Raw genomic sequence first — 15,156 nt, forward strand, 5'->3', positions numbered from 1 at the left:
TATGGCGCAGTTCTTTATCCGGCGGCCGGTATTCGCCTGGGTGATTGCCATCATCATCATGCTGTGCGGCCTGATGTCGATCAATTCATTGCCCGTCTCGCAGTACCCGGATGTCTCACCGCCGCAGATTTCCATCTCCGCCACTTACCCGGGCGCGGACGCGGAAACGCTGGAAAACAGCGTCACGCAGGTGATTGAGCAGCAGCTCACCGGCCTGGACGGCCTGCTGTATTTCTCTTCGACCAGCAGCTCCAGCGGCTCGGTCAGCATCAACGTCACCTTTGATCAGGGCACCGATCCGGATATCGCTCAGGTGCAGGTGCAAAACAAGGTGCAGCAGGCGGAAAGCCGTTTGCCGAGCGCGGTCACTGCGCAGGGCGTGACGGTCAAGAAATCCCAGAGCAGCTTCCTGCTGATCGTCGGGCTGTATGACGAAAGCGACAAGGCGACAATGGCCGATATCTCCGACTATCTGGTCAGCAACCTGCAGGATCCGCTGTCGCGCATCGAGGGCGTGGGGGACGTGCAGGTGTTCGGCTCGGAATATGCGATGCGTATCTGGCTGGATCCGACCAAGCTGGCGAGCTATGCGCTGATGCCTTCCGACGTGCAGACGGCGATCGAGGCACAAAACACCCAGGTGTCTGCCGGCAAGATCGGCGATCTACCGGCCGCCGCCGATCAGCAGCTGACCGCCACGGTAAAGGCGCAGTCGCGGCTGCAAACGCCGGAACAGTTTCGCAATATCATCCTGAAAAGCGACAGCAGCGGCGCGCTGGTGCGGCTGGGTGACGTGGCGCGGGTTGAGCTGGGCAACGAAGACTACTCCGCCAGCGCGCACCTCAATGGCCACCCGGCGGCGGGGATCGCGGTCAAGCTGGCGGCGGGCGCCAACGCCCTGAGCACCGCCAAACTGGTTAAGGCCAAGGTGGCGGAATACCAAAGCGCGATGCCGCAGGGCTACAAGGTGGCCTACCCGAAAGACAGCACCGACTTCATCAACATCTCGATCGAAGAGGTGGTGAAAACGCTGTTCGAAGCGGTGGTGTTAGTGGTGGTGGTGATGTTCGTGTTCCTGCAAAACCTGCGCACCACGCTGATCCCGACCATCACCGTACCGGTGGTGTTGCTGGGCACCTTCGGCGTCTTGGCGGCGTTCGGCTATTCGATCAATACCTTGACGCTGTTCGGCATGGTGCTTGCGATCGGGCTGTTGGTGGACGATGCCATCGTGGTGGTGGAAAACGTCGAACGCGTGATGCGTGAGGATAAGTTGCCGCCACGCGAGGCGACGGAGAAATCGATGCGCGAGATCACCGGCGCGCTGGTCGGCATCGCGCTGGTGCTGTCGGCGGTGTTTCTGCCGATGGCATTCTTCGGCGGCTCCACCGGGGTGATCTACCGTCAGTTTTCAATCACCGTCGTCTCCTCGATGGTGCTGTCGGTGGTGCTGGCGTTGACGCTGGCGCCGGCGCTGTGCGCCACATTGCTGAAATCGACGCATGAAGAACAGACCGACAAAGGGCTGCTGGGTAGATTCAACCGCGGTTATAACCGGCTGCAGGAGAAGTACGCCGACAAGGTCGGCGCAGTGATCCACCGGCCAACGCGCTATCTGCTGCTGTACGGTCTGCTGCTGATCGCCGCGGCCGTGATGTATCTGCGTTTGCCGACCGGCTTTCTGCCCAACGAGGATCAGGGTTCGGTGATGGTGCAGTACACCTTGCCGGCCGGCGCCACCAACGCGCGCACCTCGGCGGTGAGCGAGGCGGTGACCGCCTATTTCCTCGATCAGGAAAAGACCAACGTCAGCACCATTTTCACCATCAACGGTTTCGGTTTCAGCGGCAGCGGGCAAAACGCCGGCATGGCGTTCGTCAGCCTCAAAGACTGGAGCCAGCGCAGCGGCAGCGAGAACAGCGCCGACGCCATCGCCAAACGCGCCATGGCGCACTTCGCTTCGCTGCGCGACGCCCAGGTGTTCTCCATGAGCCCACCGGCGATCGACGGTTTCGGTCAGTCCGACGGCTTCACCTTCGAGCTGCAGGCCAAAGGGGCGACCACCCGCGCCGAGCTGCAGGCGATGCGCGACCAGATCGTCGCCGCCGCCGGCAACAATCCGGCATTGCTGGCAGTGCGCGCCAACACCTTGCCAGATACCCCGCAGCTGCAGGTGGAGATCGACAACGGCAAGCTGCAGGCGCTCGGCTTGAGCGCCGGCGACGTCAACAGCACACTCAGCAGCGCGTTCGGCAGCACCTACGTCAACGACTTTATCGACCGCAACCGAGTGAAAAAGGTCTATATGCAGGGCGACGTAGAGTATCGCGCCAAGCCGGAAGACCTCGACCGCTGGTTTGTGCGCGGCACCAATGCGTCGGGCGCCAGCAGCATGACGCCGTTCTCCGCCTTTGCGTCTTCGCACTGGATCTACGGGCCGGAAAACCTGTCGCGCTATAACGGGCTGTCGTCGTTCGAGATCACCGGGCAGGGCGCCGCCGGCGTCAGCTCCGGTACGGCGATGAGCGAGATGGAGAAACTGGCGGCGAAATACTCCGCCGGCAGCAGCTATTCCTGGAGCGGGCTGTCCTATCAGGAACGGCTGACCAGCGGCCAGGCGTCGTCGCTGTACGCCATTTCGCTCATCGTGGTGTTCCTGTGCCTGGCGGCGCTGTATGAGAGCTGGTCGATTCCATTCGCGGTGATGTTGGTGGTGCCGATGGGTGTGGTGGGCTCGCTGCTGGCGATCACGCTGCGCGGGCTGGAAAACGACATCTACTTCCAAGTGGCGCTGCTCACCATCATCGGCCTGTCGGCGAAGAACGCCATTTTGATCGTCGAGTTCGCCGAGGAGATGCACCAGCGGGGGGAAACGCTGATTGGCGCGGCGGTCCACGCGGCACGCATGCGCCTGCGGCCGATCCTGATGACCTCGCTGGCGTTCACCGCCGGGGTGCTGCCGCTGGCGGTATCCAGCGGCGCCGGCGCCAACAGCCGAATCGCCATCGGTACCGGCATTATCGGCGGTACGATCACCGCCACCGCATTGGCCATCTTTTTCGTACCGCTGTTTTATGTGTTGGTGCGCCGCATGTTTACCCGCCGGCCCACCAACTCGCCGTCTCAGGCAGGAGAATAACGTGTTGCAACGAGTCATGATGTTAACTTTACCGCTGCTGCTGAGCGGGTGTCTGTCGCTGGATCCACACTACCAGCGCCCAGCGGCGCCGGTGCCCGCCAACCTGCCGCAGGGCGAGGCCGCCGGCAAGCAGGCGTTGAGCTACCCGGACGTCGCCTGGCGCGACTATGTGCAGGACGCCAGGCTGCGGCAGGTGGTGGCGCTGGGGCTGGACAGCAGCCGCGATCTGCGCGAGGCGATCGCCAATATCGCCTCGGCGCGCGCCCTGTACGGTGAGCAGCGCTCGGCGCTGTTCCCGACGATCAACGCCACCGCCGACGGCAGCCGCGGGCGTTCGCTGACCGGTAGCGGCAATGCCACCGCCATCAGTCAGAGTTATGAAGCGCAGGCCGGCGTCAGCGCGTTCGAGCTGGATCTGTTCGGCAAAAACGCCAGCCTGTCGCGCGCGGCGTTCGAAACCTATCTGGCCAATTCGGAGGCGGCGAAAAGTACTCGCCTGACGCTGATCGCCGATATCGTCACCGACTGGGTGGCGGTGGCGGCCGAGCGCAGCAATCTGGCGGTGGCGCAGCAGACGATGGAAAGCGCCAAACGTTCGCTGGACGTGACGCGTAAGAACCAGCAGCACGGCATTGCGTCGCTGGTTGACGTGGCGTCGGCGGAGACCGTTTATCAACAGGCGCGATCGGACGCCGCCAGCTATGCGACCAGCGCCGCGCAGGCGAAAAACGCGCTGGATTTGGCGGTGGGGCAAAGCGTGCCGGAAAATCTGCTGCCGAGCGGTATCGATGGGCTCGGCGAAATCATGCGCAATCTGCCGGCTGGGGTGTCTTCGCAGGTGCTGCTGACGCGGCCGGACGTGCTGCAGGCTGAGCATAACCTGAAATCCGCCAACGCCAACATCGGCTCGGCGCGGGCGGCGTTTTTCCCGTCGATCAGCCTGACCGCCAGCGGCGGCGTGGGCAGCGGTGAACTCTCGTCGCTGTTCAGCCACGGCGCGGGCGTCTGGTCGTTCGCCCCGAGCATCAGCCTGCCGATCTTCAGCGGTGGCTATAACACGTCGCAACTGAACTACAGCAAAGCGCAGAGAGATCTGTATGTCGCCACCTATGAGAAAGCGGTGCAGACGGCATTTCAGGAAACCGCCGACGCGTTGGCGCGTAAAGCGACTCTGCAGGAACAGCTGGCGGCGCAAACCGGCTATGTGGCGGCGGCGCAGCAATATTATCGCCTGGCCGAGTTGCGTTACCGCCAGGGCGTGGACAGCTACCTGACGCTGCTGGACGCGCAGCGCACGCTGTACACGGCGCAGCAGTCGCTGATCGCCGCGCAGCAGACCGCGTACGACAATCAGGCCACCCTGTATAAAGTGTTGGGCGGCGGCATTGCCGCCGAGCGGCAGGGGGACGGCGTCATCGCCGACAAGACGACGCTAAGCCGCTAACCATCGACCGCACGCGCCAGAAGTGTGGCTGCGCGCGGTTTTTTATGGAAAGTGTAAAGAAACAGAAAACCCGGCCGGCATCCCGAACTCGCTGCAGTGAGCAGAGTCAGACAGAGAACCGCATTCATCTTTATTCATACCGGCTTGAGGTCGTCATGGCAGAAGACATTCAGCAACAGGTCATCGCGCTTATCGCCGCATTCAACGCGCCTGGGCGGCAGAAGAAGGGCGTGGTCATCACCCCGGAAACCGAGATCAACACCGCGCTCAGTCTGTCGTTCAGCGACTCCAACACGCTGATGCGCCGCTACTTCGATACCTTCGGCGTCGACAGCAGCAATTACAACCACGAGCTGTATTTCCAGCCGCCGGCCAACACCGGGCGCTGGTTTTCCCCCTCCGCCTGCAAAGAACACCCCCGGCCGCTGTGCGTGTCGATGCTGGTACGCTCCGCACGCGCCAAACGCTGGCTGTACGACATCCATTTCCTGATCGAGCAATTGCGCTAAGCCTGATGCGGCGCTTAATCCGCCTCGGCCGGAGGAAAACCGGCTTCGTCCAGCGCGGCGATGAAGGTATCGCTGTGTAACAGACTCTCGATGAGCACTTCCCGTTTGGCCGGCTCGGTTTGAATGCGCGCCTGCGGGTCAACGCTCAGCAGCGTCTGGGTGACGGATTTAGCGCAGCCGCCGCAGGTCATGGCGGGAATATGAAAACGAATCATTTTACTCTCCTCGTCGATTACGGTGTTTGATAACGGTAAAGCTTGCCAGCATGGCAGGGTCAAACTCTTTTTACGGCGATTCACGCAGCCGCCTTGGTTTCGGCTCGCGCATCAGCCCGAAACGCGGCGTTTGGCGCGGTATGGCGGCGGCTTCCGGCTCCGCCAAATCGGCCAGAATAGGGCAGTCGGGGCGCGCATTGCCGCGGCAATGGCCGGCAAGGCGTTCCAGCGTTTGCGCCATCGCCTGCAGTTCAACAATCTTGGTTTTCAGCACCGCGATATGTGACAGCGCGACGGCTTTAACATCAGCGCTGGCACGTTCGCGGTCGTGCCACAGCAGCAGCAATGCAGATATCTGCTCAACGGAAAAACCCAGGTCGCGTGAGCGCCGGATAAAGCGCAGGCTATGCACCTCAGGCATACCGTAGTGGCGATATCCCGCATCGGAGCGAGCCTCTCTCGGGATCAGGCCTATTTGCTCGTAATAGCGAATCATCTTCGCCGAAACGCCGGATAATTTGGCGGCTTGTCCGATATTCATCCTGTCCTCCTGCTACGATGATGCCGATATCCCGGTGGGGGGAGCTGTTTCTGCCACCGCTGCTGCGCGGCTCTCGACGGCCATCGGCGCGTGGAAACGTTTTAGCCGCAGCGCATTGCCAAGGACGAACACGCTGGAAAGTGCCATCGCGGCGGCGGCGAAGATCGGTGAAAGCAACGTGCCGTTCAACGGATAGAGCAGGCCCGCCGCCACCGGGATCAGTATGGCGTTGTAGGCGAAGGCCCAAAACAGGTTCTGCTGAATGTTGCGGATCGTCGCCTGGCTGAGCGCAATGGCGTTCGCTACGCCGCGCAGATCGCCCGACATCAACACCACGTCGGCCGCTTCTATCGCCACATCGGTGCCTGTGCCGATAGCCAACCCAACGTCCGCTTCCGCCAGCGCCGGCGCATCGTTGATGCCGTCGCCGACGAAGGCGACTTTCGCGCCGCGACTGCGGAAGGATTTCAACGCTGTCACCTTGCCCTCGGGGAGCACTTCGGCCGCGATTTCATCAATCCCCAGTTGCCGGGCGATCGCCGCCGCCGTTGCGGCGTTGTCGCCGGTGATCATCGCAACCTTGAGCCCGAGCGCATGCAATGCCGCGATGGCTTCCGGCGTTGTTTCCTTAATCGGATCGGCAACGGCGATCACCGCAGCCAAACGGCCGTCGATGGCGGCATAAAGCGGGCTTTTACCTTGGGCGCCGAGGCGTTCGGCGACGGACTGAAAACTTGTCACATCAAGCCCGAGCCGTGTCATGAAGCGATCCGCACCGACGGAAACCGCCCGGCCGCCGAGGCTGGCCGAGACGCCGAAACCCGGTACGGCATCAAAACTGTCGACGATGGCGAGCGTGAGATCACGCTGTTTTGCCGCCGCGACGATCGCTTCCGCGATGGGGTGTTCGGATCGCGTCTCGACCGCGGCAACCAGGGCCAACACCTCGTCATAGTCGAAGCCCTCTGCGGGTTCGAGGTCGGTCAGCTCCGGGCGGCCTTTGGTCAGCGTGCCGGTTTTATCGAGAGCGATAACGCTGACATCGCGCAGCGCCTGCAGAGCCTCACCTTTGCGGAACAATACGCCCAGTTCGGCGGCGCGCCCGGTGCCGACCATGATCGAGGTTGGCGTCGCCAGGCCCATGGCGCAAGGGCAGGCGATGATCAGCACCGCGACCGCATTGACCAGTGCGAACGTCAGCGCCGGGGTGGGGCCGAGGACCAGCCAGATCAGGAACGTCAGCGCCGCAGCGGCCATCACCGCAGGAACGAACCACATGGTGACCTTATCGACCAGCGCCTGAATCGGCAGCTTGGACCCCTGCGCTTCTTCCACCAGTCGGATGATTTGCGCCAGGACGGTATTCGCGCCGACTTTTGTCGCCCGGAAACTGAACGCGCCGGTTTTGTTGATGGTGCCGCCGACCACGTCGGCCCCCACGATTTTCTCGACCGGCACCGGTTCACCGCTGATCATGCTTTCATCGACATAAGACGCGCCTTCGATGACCTCGCCATCCACCGCGATTTTCTCCCCCGGCCGGACGAACACCACATCGCCGGCAACCACCTGCTCGAGTGGGATTTCGACCGTTTCGCCATGCCGCTGGACGCGCGCGACCTTGGGTTGAAGGCCGACGAGCCGTTTGATGGCCTGCGAGGTACGCCCCTTGGCGCGCGCCTCCAGCACGCGTCCGAGCAGGATCAGAGTGATGATGACGGCGGCGGCTTCGAAATAAACGTTGGCGGTGCCCTGCGGCAACACCTCGGGGGCGAAGGTGGCGACCAGCGAATAGCCGTAAGCCGCCGCCGTGCCGACCGCAACCAGCGAATTCATATCGGGGGCGCCGCGCAGCAGCGCCGGAACGCCTTTGCGGAAGAAGCGCAGGCCGGGGCCAAATAAAACCAAGGTGGTGAGGACAAACTGGATGTACCAGCTCGTCTGCGCGCCCAACACCTGCATGACCCACTCATGTATGGCGGGAATGAGGTGCGAGCCCATTTCCAACAGGAATACCGGCAGGGTAAACAGGGCGGCACCGAACAGGGCGCGCCGCAACGCGCGCGCCTCGTTTTCGCGCTGTTCGGCGGCCTGGTCGCCCGCGCTGGCGCTATCCGCCGTCAAGCGACGAGACGTATAACCGGCACGGGTGACGGCGGCTTCCAGATCGCCTGCGGATACGGTGCCGGCCAGGTAGCGCACCCGCGCGCGTTCGGTCGCCAGGTTGACATTGGCCTCGATCACGCCGGCAACCTGGGCCAACGCTTTCTCCACCCGGCCGACACAGGAGGCGCAGGTCATGTTTTCGATCGCCAGTTCGGCGGTTTCCTCTCGCACCGTATAGCCGGCGCCTTCAATAGCGCGAACGGCTGCCTGCGGATTGGCCTGACCGTTGAACGTGATGTCGGCGCGTTCGGTCGCGAGATTAACCGTTGCCGCCTGTACGCCTTGAATCGCGGTCAAGGCACGCTCGACGCGCCCGACGCATGAGGCGCACGTCATGCCTTCAACCGGCAGGCTCAGACGCGCGGACGAAGGCTCAGGTAAGTGGGTATGGGATGAGTTCATGTTACGTGCCCTTAAAAGAGTAACGGATATCAAAAGGCTAGAGCTTCCCATCGCGGGAAGGTCAAGGTTTACCGCCAACTTTTTTCGCTATGGCCGAATTGCCTGCGCCGCGGCAGTCGCTCATCGCCGTTGCGCACACTTCCCAGCCACCGCCGAGCGCTTTATAGATGCTCACCACGGCAAGCCGCTGCCGGGTGTGTGCGAGCGCCACAGCCCGCCGACTGCTGAAGTCGGCCCGTTCGGCTTCGAGCACCTCCAGGTAAATGCCCTGTCCCGCCGCAAAGCGCAGCCGTGAGAGCCTTGCCGCTTCGCGGTTCGCCGCCGCTTCGAGCAACCGCAGAGCAAGCAGGTCGGCCGCTTCGGCGTAGGCTTTGAAGGCATCATCCGTTTCACGCAGCGCACGCAGCACCGTCTGGTCATAAATCAATAACGCCTGTCGCGCCTGCGCCTCGCTGGCGGCGATCCTGGCGCGCACGCGGCCGATATCAAGAAATGACCAACGAATGATTGGCGCGATGAAGCCAGACAGCACGCCGGCGCCATTTATCGCATCGAGATTGCCGGCGACCAGCCCGATCGAGCCTCGTGCCTCAACATGCGGGTAGAGATCTGCTGTTTCAACGCCAATCCGGGCGGTGGCCGCGGCCAGCTCCCGCTCCGCCGTCGCAATGTCGGCGCGTCGGGCAAGCAGGGCGCCGGGCGTACCCACGGCGATAGTCCGCAGCGCAGGCAGCTGACTCCCCCGTTCGGTGGCCGGAGGACGGAATGTTTGGGGCGTTTCGCCAAGCAGCGTCGCCAATACGTTGACGGCGGCGGATCGGCGGCGTTCCAGTTCCGGCGTCGTCGCCTCGACGCTGAGCAAGAGCGCCTCGGCGCGCAATCGGTCAACTTCGCTGGCGACGCCGGCGCGCATTTGTCTTTCAACCTGCGCCAGGCTTTCACGCTGGCTTTGGTTGATGTCGGCGACCACCTTAAGTTCGGCCTCAAAACCGCGCAGTTCGAACCAGGTGGCGGCCACTTCGGCGGCGACGCCCGCCTGAACGCCCCGCAGCACTGCTTCACGGCTCCCTGCTTGCGCCTGAGCGAGTTCAACCGAGCGCCGAACGCGCCCAAAGAGGTCGATTTCCCATGCGGCGTCAAGCGCGCCGCGGTAGGTTTCCGCATGGCGCGGCTGGGCGGCCATTTTTTCTGCCTCCCCCCGTCGACGCGTCTCATAACTCAACGCGACGTCGCCGCGCGGCAGGAAATCCTGCCGTTGTTCACGCAACAGGGCCTTGGCTTCGTCTAACCGGGCGACGGCGATGCCGACATCATGGTTCGCCGCCAACGCGCGCCGAATCAATTCGGTGAGCGCCGGATCGTCGAAGATGCGCCACCATGCGATCTCGACATCGCCGGCGCCGAGTCCCACCGGCGATGGGCCGAAGCCGGAGAGAGCCCGGGGGGCGGGCGGCGAGTAATCTGGACCGACCGCTGCACACCCGGCTAACAAGGCGATCGCACTCAGCGGCAATAAAAAGGTTCTACGAAGATTTCTCATCAGACTCGCTCCTTACGCTGGCTTTGCCTTTGGTACGGTATTGCTCGAATCGCGCCGTCAGGCCGCGAATCACCACATAAAACACCGGTGTCAGGAACAGGCCGAACAAGGTCACGCCCAGCATGCCGGCGAATACCGCAACCCCCATGGCATGGCGCATTTCCGCACCCGCGCCGCTGGCGAAGATCAACGGAATGACGCCGGCAATAAACGCGATCGAAGTCATCACGATCGGTCTTAACCGCAGCCGGCAAGCCTTAATCACAGCCTCGAGCGTGTTAGCACCTTCATCCTCCAGACCGCGGGCAAACTCGACGATCAGGATGGCGTTTTTAGCGGCCAAACCGACCAGCACAATGAGGCCTATTTGCACGAAAACGTTGTTGTCGCCCCCCAACAGCCAGACGCCAATCATGGCGCTCAACAGACACATCGGCACGATCAGCAGTACGGCCAGAGGCAGCAGCCAGCTGTTGTATTGCGTGGCCAGAATGAGATAAGCGAGCAGTACGCACAGTGGGAAAATGAACAGCGCCGCGTTGCCCGCGAGCTTTTGCTGATAGGTGAGATCGGTCCATTCGACGGTCATGCCTTCCGGCAGCGTCTCTTTTGCCAGTTGCTCCATCAAGGCCACCGCTTGACCGGAACTGACACCTATCGCCGCGCCGCCCGAGATATCAGCCGATGGGTAGCCGTTGTAACGGATGATGCGATCCGGGCCGGAGCCGGGCGTCACGGTAACAAAGGAAGACAGCGGCAGCATGTCACCGGCCGCGTTGCGCACCTGCAGTCGGCCGATGGCTTCCGCCTGCATGCGATGGTCGGCATCGGCCTGGGCGGTCACCTTGTAAGTGCGGCCAAATCGGTTGAAGTCGTTGATGTAAAGCGAGCCGAGGTAAATTTGAAGCGACTCGAACACATCCGCCAGGCTGACACCCTGACTTTTCGCCTGCGTACGGTCGATAACCACATCAAGTTGCGGCGCATTGATGTCCAGGCTGGTCATCAGACCGGCGACCTGTCCCGATTCGGTGGCTTTCACCATCAGGAGCCGCGTGTGCTCAACCAGAGACTCAAGCCCCACGCCGCCGCGATCTTCCACCTGCATCTTGAATCCGCCGGTGGCGCCGAGACCGGGGACGGGCGGTGGCGGAAATACGCCGAGGAAACCATCGGGAATGTCGGCGAACTTCGCCTGCAGCCGACCCGCTATGGCTGACGCGGCCAGATCGGGCGTGGCGCGCTCTTTAAACGGATCGAGCATAACGAACATCACGGCGGCGTTCGGCACATTGACGAAGCCGTTGATAGACAGCCCCGGAAAGGCCACGACGCTTTCCACGCCGGGTTCCGCCAGCGCGATCTTCGACATCTGTTTAACGACCGCATCGGTGCGATCCAGCGAGGCCGAGTTGGGCAGTTGGGCGATGCCGACGAGATAGTACTTATCCTGCATGGGCACGAAGCCCGGCGGTACGGCCTGGAAGCCGAAAAACGTCAGAACGAGCAGCCCGCCGTAAATGGCCAGCGCCACGCCGCTGACGCGCACCGTTTTACGTACGGCATTGGCATACGCGTCCGGCGCGCGTTGGAAAGGCCGGACGGCGGCTTGCAAGATACGCTGAATGCGGCCGGGAGCGCGATGTTCCGCCGGGTGCGGCCGCAGCAGCAAGCCGGCCAGCGCCGGGCTGAGCGTCAGGGAATTGAGCGCCGACAGCAGGGAAGAAATGGCGATAGTCAGTGCGAACTGCCGGTAAAATTCCCCTTGTAAACCGCTCAGGAACGCCGTTGGGATGAACACAGCGGCCAACACCGAGGTGATGGCGACGATCGGCCCGGTGACTTCATCCATGGCGAGCCGTGCGGCTTGCTGCGGCGTTTTACCGTTTTCGATGTGCCGTTCGACGTTTTCCACCACCACGATCGCGTCATCGACGACGATGCCGATAGACAATACCAAACCGAACAGAGACAGCGTATTGAGAGAGAAGCCCATCAAATGCATGATGGCGAACGTGCCGACCAGCGAGACCGGCACCGCGAGCAGCGGAATGAGTGAGGCTCGCCAGCTACGCAGGAACACCACCACCACGATCACCACCAGCAGGATCGCTTCCAACAGGGTCGTCACCACCGACTCGAGCGATGCCCGCACGAAAACCGTGGGATCATAGGCGATTCGTGAGCTGAGCCCGGCTGGGAAGTCGCCTTCCAGGCGTTTGACGGTCGCTCTGACCGCCTGAGCGACGTCCAGCGCGTTGGCGCCCGGGCTCTGAATGATTTGCAGCGCGACGGCCGGCTCGCCGTCGAGCAGGCTGCGCAGCGCATACGCATCGGCGCCCATGTCTATACGGGCGACGTCGCGCAAGCGGGTCACCTGGCCGTCGCTGCCGGTGCGGATGATGATATCGCCAAACTGTTTCTCATCGGCCAGCCGCCCCAGGGTATTGACCGTAACCTGAAATGCGGCATTGGAATCGGGCGCCTGACCGACGGAACCGGCCGCCACCTGCACGTTTTGCTCGCGCACCGCAGCGATCACATCACCGGCGGTTAGCCCGCGTGCGGCGATCAGATCCGGATCCAGCCAGAGCCGCATGCTGTATTCGCCGGCTCCCCAAACCTGGACATCGCTGACGCCCGGAATACGGGACAGCTCATCACGAACCTGCAGGTAAGCGTAATTCGAGATATACAGCGGATCGTAGCGTTGGTCGGGCGACAGAAGATGCACCACCATCAGGATGTCCGGTGAGGTTTTCTGCGTCACCACGCCCTGATGCTGCACCTCTGCAGGCAACCGGGGTAACGCGCGCGCCACCCGGTTTTGCACCTGGATCTGCGCCATGTCGGCATTCGTTCCTTGCGCAAACGTGACGGTCAACGTCATTCGGCCGTCGGTCGCCGCCTGTGAAGACATATAAAGCATACCTTCGACGCCGGTGATGGCTTGCTCCAGCGGCGCGGCCACCGTTTCCGCGATCACATTGGGATTGGCGCCGGGGTAAGAGGCGGTCACTTGGACGGTGGGCGGCGTGACCGCCGGATATTCGCTCAGCGGCAATTGGAACAGCGCCACGATGCCGGCGATCAACGTCAAGATGGAAAGAACAATGGCGAAGATCGGGCGTTTGATGAAGAAGCGGGGAAACGTCATGTCGCATCTCCCATCGTGTTCGGTTGTGTTGCAGGCGTGCCGTCAATCATCGAAGGGCGGGGTGTGACCGCCATGCCGGGGCGCACCAGCCCTTTCACCACGATGCGTTCTCCCGGTTGCAGCCCTCGCTCTATCACGCGCATTCCATCAACAACCGGGCCAAGTTCTACCGGGCGGTATTCGGTCTGGTTGTTTTTATCGACGACCAGGACATAACGACGGCTTTGATCGGTGCCAATCGACAGATCGGCGATCAACACCTTGGCCTGTGGCGCGCCGGTTTCCAGCTTGATCTTGGCGAACAGCCCCGGGGACAGCCGTCCATCGGGGTTATCGATCACCGCGCGCAGGCGTACCGTGCCGGTCGTCCGTTCAGCAGCATTGGCGATAAAGTCGACGCGGCCGGGACGTGAGTATGTTTTGTCGCCGATCAACGCCGTCATGACCTTGATCTCATGCGTTGCCGTCTTGTCGCGCCAGGCGGCCAGCGATTGCAAATAGGTGCGTTCATCGACGTCAAAGTAGATGTGGAGTGGGGTGACGGAAACGATGGTGGTGAGCGCCGTGACGCCGCTGGCGACATAGTTGCCTTCGGTGATGAGCGTCCGCCCGACTCGCCCGGTGATTGGCGCGGTGACGCGCGTAAAGGTCATGTCCAGTTGCGCCGCCGTCAACGCCGCCTTTGCCGCGTTGACCTGCGCTTTACTCACATTCATCGCGGCAGTGGCGGCATCAAAACGCTCGCGGGCGATGACTTTTTGGTTGAACAGCGTTCGGGCGCGCGCAAAGTCGGCCTGGGCGAGCATAGCGGTGGCTTCAGCCTCTTGCAGCCGCGCCGCTGCGGCGTCCAGCGCCGCCTGGAAGGGCCGCGGATCGATACGAAAGAGCGGATGGCCTTTTTCAATGACGCGCCCTTCAGGGACGTTCACGGCCTGTATGTACCCGGCGACCCGCGGCCGCAGCTCAACGCGCTGGACGGCGGTCAGGGAACCGCTGAATTCGATAAAAGGGGTGACCGGACGCACCAGCACCTCGGCCACCGGTACGGCGGGTGGCGGCAGTGCGGTGGCGGACGGTGCGCTGTCGTTGCATCCGGCAACGGCGAAAGCGATGCTTACCGCCGCTGCCGTCGAGAGGAGAGTTTTGGCTTTCATCATTTGACCTTTTCTACCGACGTCGACTGTGGAATTTACTGCGTAGCAGCAGCTCATCCTGCGTTATCCGGCTTCCAACGTTGGCAAGGTCAAGCGATTTAGGGCGGGGGCACTGATACCCGCATGACGAGTGACAATAACCTCGTGCCGCAAGAGCGGTACGAGGTTGCGCGTTTACTGCTCCAATACCTCGGCGAATTTCGCCAGCCACTGCGGATGCGCCGGCCAGGCCGGGGCGGTGACCAGATTGCCGTCGACGTGGGCCTGATCGATGCCGATCTCCGCATAATGGCCGCCGCCGAGTCGCACCTCCGGGGCGCAAGCCGGGTAGGCGCTGCAGGTGCGGCCCTTCAACACCCCGGCCGCTGCCAGCAGCTGCGGGCCGTGGCAAACGGCGGCGATCGGTTTTTTCGCGGCGTCAAACGCCTGCACCAGCGCGATCACCTCGGGGTTCAGACGCAGGTATTCGGGCGCCCGACCGCCGGGGATCAAGAGCGCATCGTAGTGCTCTTCTTTGGCGGCGGCGAAGTCGGCGTTCAGGGTGAAACGGTGGCCGGGCTTCTCGCTGTAGGTCTGCGCGCCGTCGAAGTCGTGGATTGCGGTCTGAATGTAGTCGCCGACGGCTTTGCCGGGGCACACGGCGTCCACCCAATGGCCAAGCATTTGCAATGCCTGAAACGGCACCATGGTTTCGTAATCTTCGGCGTAGTCGCCGACCAGCATCAGGATCTTTTTCTTGCTCATGATCACAACTCCTGCAGGAGGGGGAATGCCTAAGGTATAGCCCAGCCCCCCTGGGAACGCGAACCGCAAAGTGCTGTGGAATACACGATAAAAAAGCGTAAAAATTGAGTTGACTTTCGTGGTAAGAATAAAGGCCGTAATTATC

Annotated in this window: 10 protein-coding genes; 3 read left to right on the forward strand and 7 right to left on the reverse strand. The window is 62.5% G+C overall.

The genetic code is table 11. The features are described 5' to 3' along the window. Nucleotide 1: 1 nt before the first annotated feature. The 3 genes from ACJ8HA_RS05470 to ACJ8HA_RS05480 all read left to right on the forward strand — a co-directional run bounded on the left by ACJ8HA_RS05470 (nucleotide 2) and on the right by ACJ8HA_RS05480 (nucleotide 5,092). Complete coding sequence (locus tag ACJ8HA_RS05470) at nucleotides 2–3,139, forward strand: efflux RND transporter permease subunit (protein ID WP_442515238.1); 3,138 nt, start codon at nucleotides 2–4, stop codon at nucleotides 3,137–3,139. A gap of 1 nt (nucleotide 3,140) precedes the next feature. Further along, complete coding sequence (locus ACJ8HA_RS05475; protein WP_025302881.1) at nucleotides 3,141–4,583, forward strand: efflux transporter outer membrane subunit; 1,443 nt, start codon at nucleotides 3,141–3,143, stop codon at nucleotides 4,581–4,583. Between the two features lie 155 nt (nucleotides 4,584–4,738). Further along, nucleotides 4,739–5,092 (forward strand): DUF1493 family protein, encoded by a 354-nt coding sequence (locus ACJ8HA_RS05480; protein ID WP_025302880.1) that lies wholly within the window; start codon nucleotides 4,739–4,741, stop codon nucleotides 5,090–5,092. A gap of 14 nt (nucleotides 5,093–5,106) precedes the next feature. On the opposite strand, the gene ACJ8HA_RS05485 is transcribed toward ACJ8HA_RS05480, so the two are convergent. The 7 genes from ACJ8HA_RS05485 to ACJ8HA_RS05515 form a co-directional block, all read right to left on the reverse strand. Further along, the gene (locus ACJ8HA_RS05485; RefSeq protein WP_049295648.1) at nucleotides 5,107–5,307 is read right to left on the reverse strand and encodes a heavy-metal-associated domain-containing protein; all 201 of its coding nucleotides are present in this window, start codon (nucleotides 5,305–5,307) and stop codon (nucleotides 5,107–5,109) included. 70 nt (nucleotides 5,308–5,377) lie between these two features. Then, nucleotides 5,378–5,848, reverse strand: a complete 471-nt coding sequence (gene cueR / locus ACJ8HA_RS05490; protein ID WP_442515239.1) for a Cu(I)-responsive transcriptional regulator — start codon at nucleotides 5,846–5,848, stop codon at nucleotides 5,378–5,380. 12 nt (nucleotides 5,849–5,860) lie between these two features. After that, complete coding sequence (locus ACJ8HA_RS05495; RefSeq protein ID WP_442515240.1) at nucleotides 5,861–8,416, reverse strand: heavy metal translocating P-type ATPase; 2,556 nt, start codon at nucleotides 8,414–8,416, stop codon at nucleotides 5,861–5,863. A gap of 61 nt (nucleotides 8,417–8,477) precedes the next feature. Next, nucleotides 8,478–9,956 (reverse strand): efflux transporter outer membrane subunit, encoded by a 1,479-nt coding sequence (locus tag ACJ8HA_RS05500; RefSeq protein ID WP_164099686.1) that lies wholly within the window; start codon nucleotides 9,954–9,956, stop codon nucleotides 8,478–8,480. Continuing rightward, nucleotides 9,940–13,113, reverse strand: coding sequence for an efflux RND transporter permease subunit (locus ACJ8HA_RS05505; protein ID WP_442515241.1), 3,174 nt, complete (start codon nucleotides 13,111–13,113; stop codon nucleotides 9,940–9,942). The genes ACJ8HA_RS05500 and ACJ8HA_RS05505 overlap by 17 nt, the downstream gene beginning before the upstream one ends. Then, nucleotides 13,110–14,270 (reverse strand): efflux RND transporter periplasmic adaptor subunit, encoded by a 1,161-nt coding sequence (locus ACJ8HA_RS05510; protein ID WP_442515242.1) that lies wholly within the window; start codon nucleotides 14,268–14,270, stop codon nucleotides 13,110–13,112. The genes ACJ8HA_RS05505 and ACJ8HA_RS05510 overlap by 4 nt, the downstream gene beginning before the upstream one ends. Before the next feature lie 171 nt (nucleotides 14,271–14,441). Beyond that, entirely contained in the window at nucleotides 14,442–15,011 is a 570-nt protein-coding gene (locus ACJ8HA_RS05515; RefSeq protein WP_025302879.1) for a DJ-1/PfpI family protein, read from the reverse strand. Nucleotides 15,012–15,156: the final 145 nt, after the last annotated feature.

Source organism: Serratia sp. CY33802, from assembly GCF_052169095.1.
In the GTDB taxonomy this organism is placed as follows: domain Bacteria; phylum Pseudomonadota; class Gammaproteobacteria; order Enterobacterales; family Enterobacteriaceae; genus Serratia; species Serratia bockelmannii.

What these genes read in the sequence shown, in the direction of transcription:
- cueR (WP_442515239.1), bottom strand. Translation starts at nt 5,848, where the DNA reads ATGAATATCGGACAAGCCGCCAAATTATCCGGCGTTTCGGCGAAGATG.
- ACJ8HA_RS05495 (WP_442515240.1), bottom strand. Translation starts at nt 8,416, where the DNA reads ATGAACTCATCCCATACCCACTTACCTGAGCCTTCGTCCGCGCGTCTG.
- ACJ8HA_RS05480 (WP_025302880.1), top strand. Translation starts at nt 4,739, where the DNA reads ATGGCAGAAGACATTCAGCAACAGGTCATCGCGCTTATCGCCGCATTC.
- ACJ8HA_RS05485 (WP_049295648.1), bottom strand. Translation starts at nt 5,307, where the DNA reads ATGATTCGTTTTCATATTCCCGCCATGACCTGCGGCGGCTGCGCTAAA.
- ACJ8HA_RS05505 (WP_442515241.1), bottom strand. Translation starts at nt 13,113, where the DNA reads ATGACGTTTCCCCGCTTCTTCATCAAACGCCCGATCTTCGCCATTGTT.
- ACJ8HA_RS05515 (WP_025302879.1), bottom strand. Translation starts at nt 15,011, where the DNA reads ATGAGCAAGAAAAAGATCCTGATGCTGGTCGGCGACTACGCCGAAGAT.
- ACJ8HA_RS05470 (WP_442515238.1), top strand. Translation starts at nt 2, where the DNA reads ATGGCGCAGTTCTTTATCCGGCGGCCGGTATTCGCCTGGGTGATTGCC.
- ACJ8HA_RS05510 (WP_442515242.1), bottom strand. Translation starts at nt 14,270, where the DNA reads ATGATGAAAGCCAAAACTCTCCTCTCGACGGCAGCGGCGGTAAGCATC.
- ACJ8HA_RS05500 (WP_164099686.1), bottom strand. Translation starts at nt 9,956, where the DNA reads ATGAGAAATCTTCGTAGAACCTTTTTATTGCCGCTGAGTGCGATCGCC.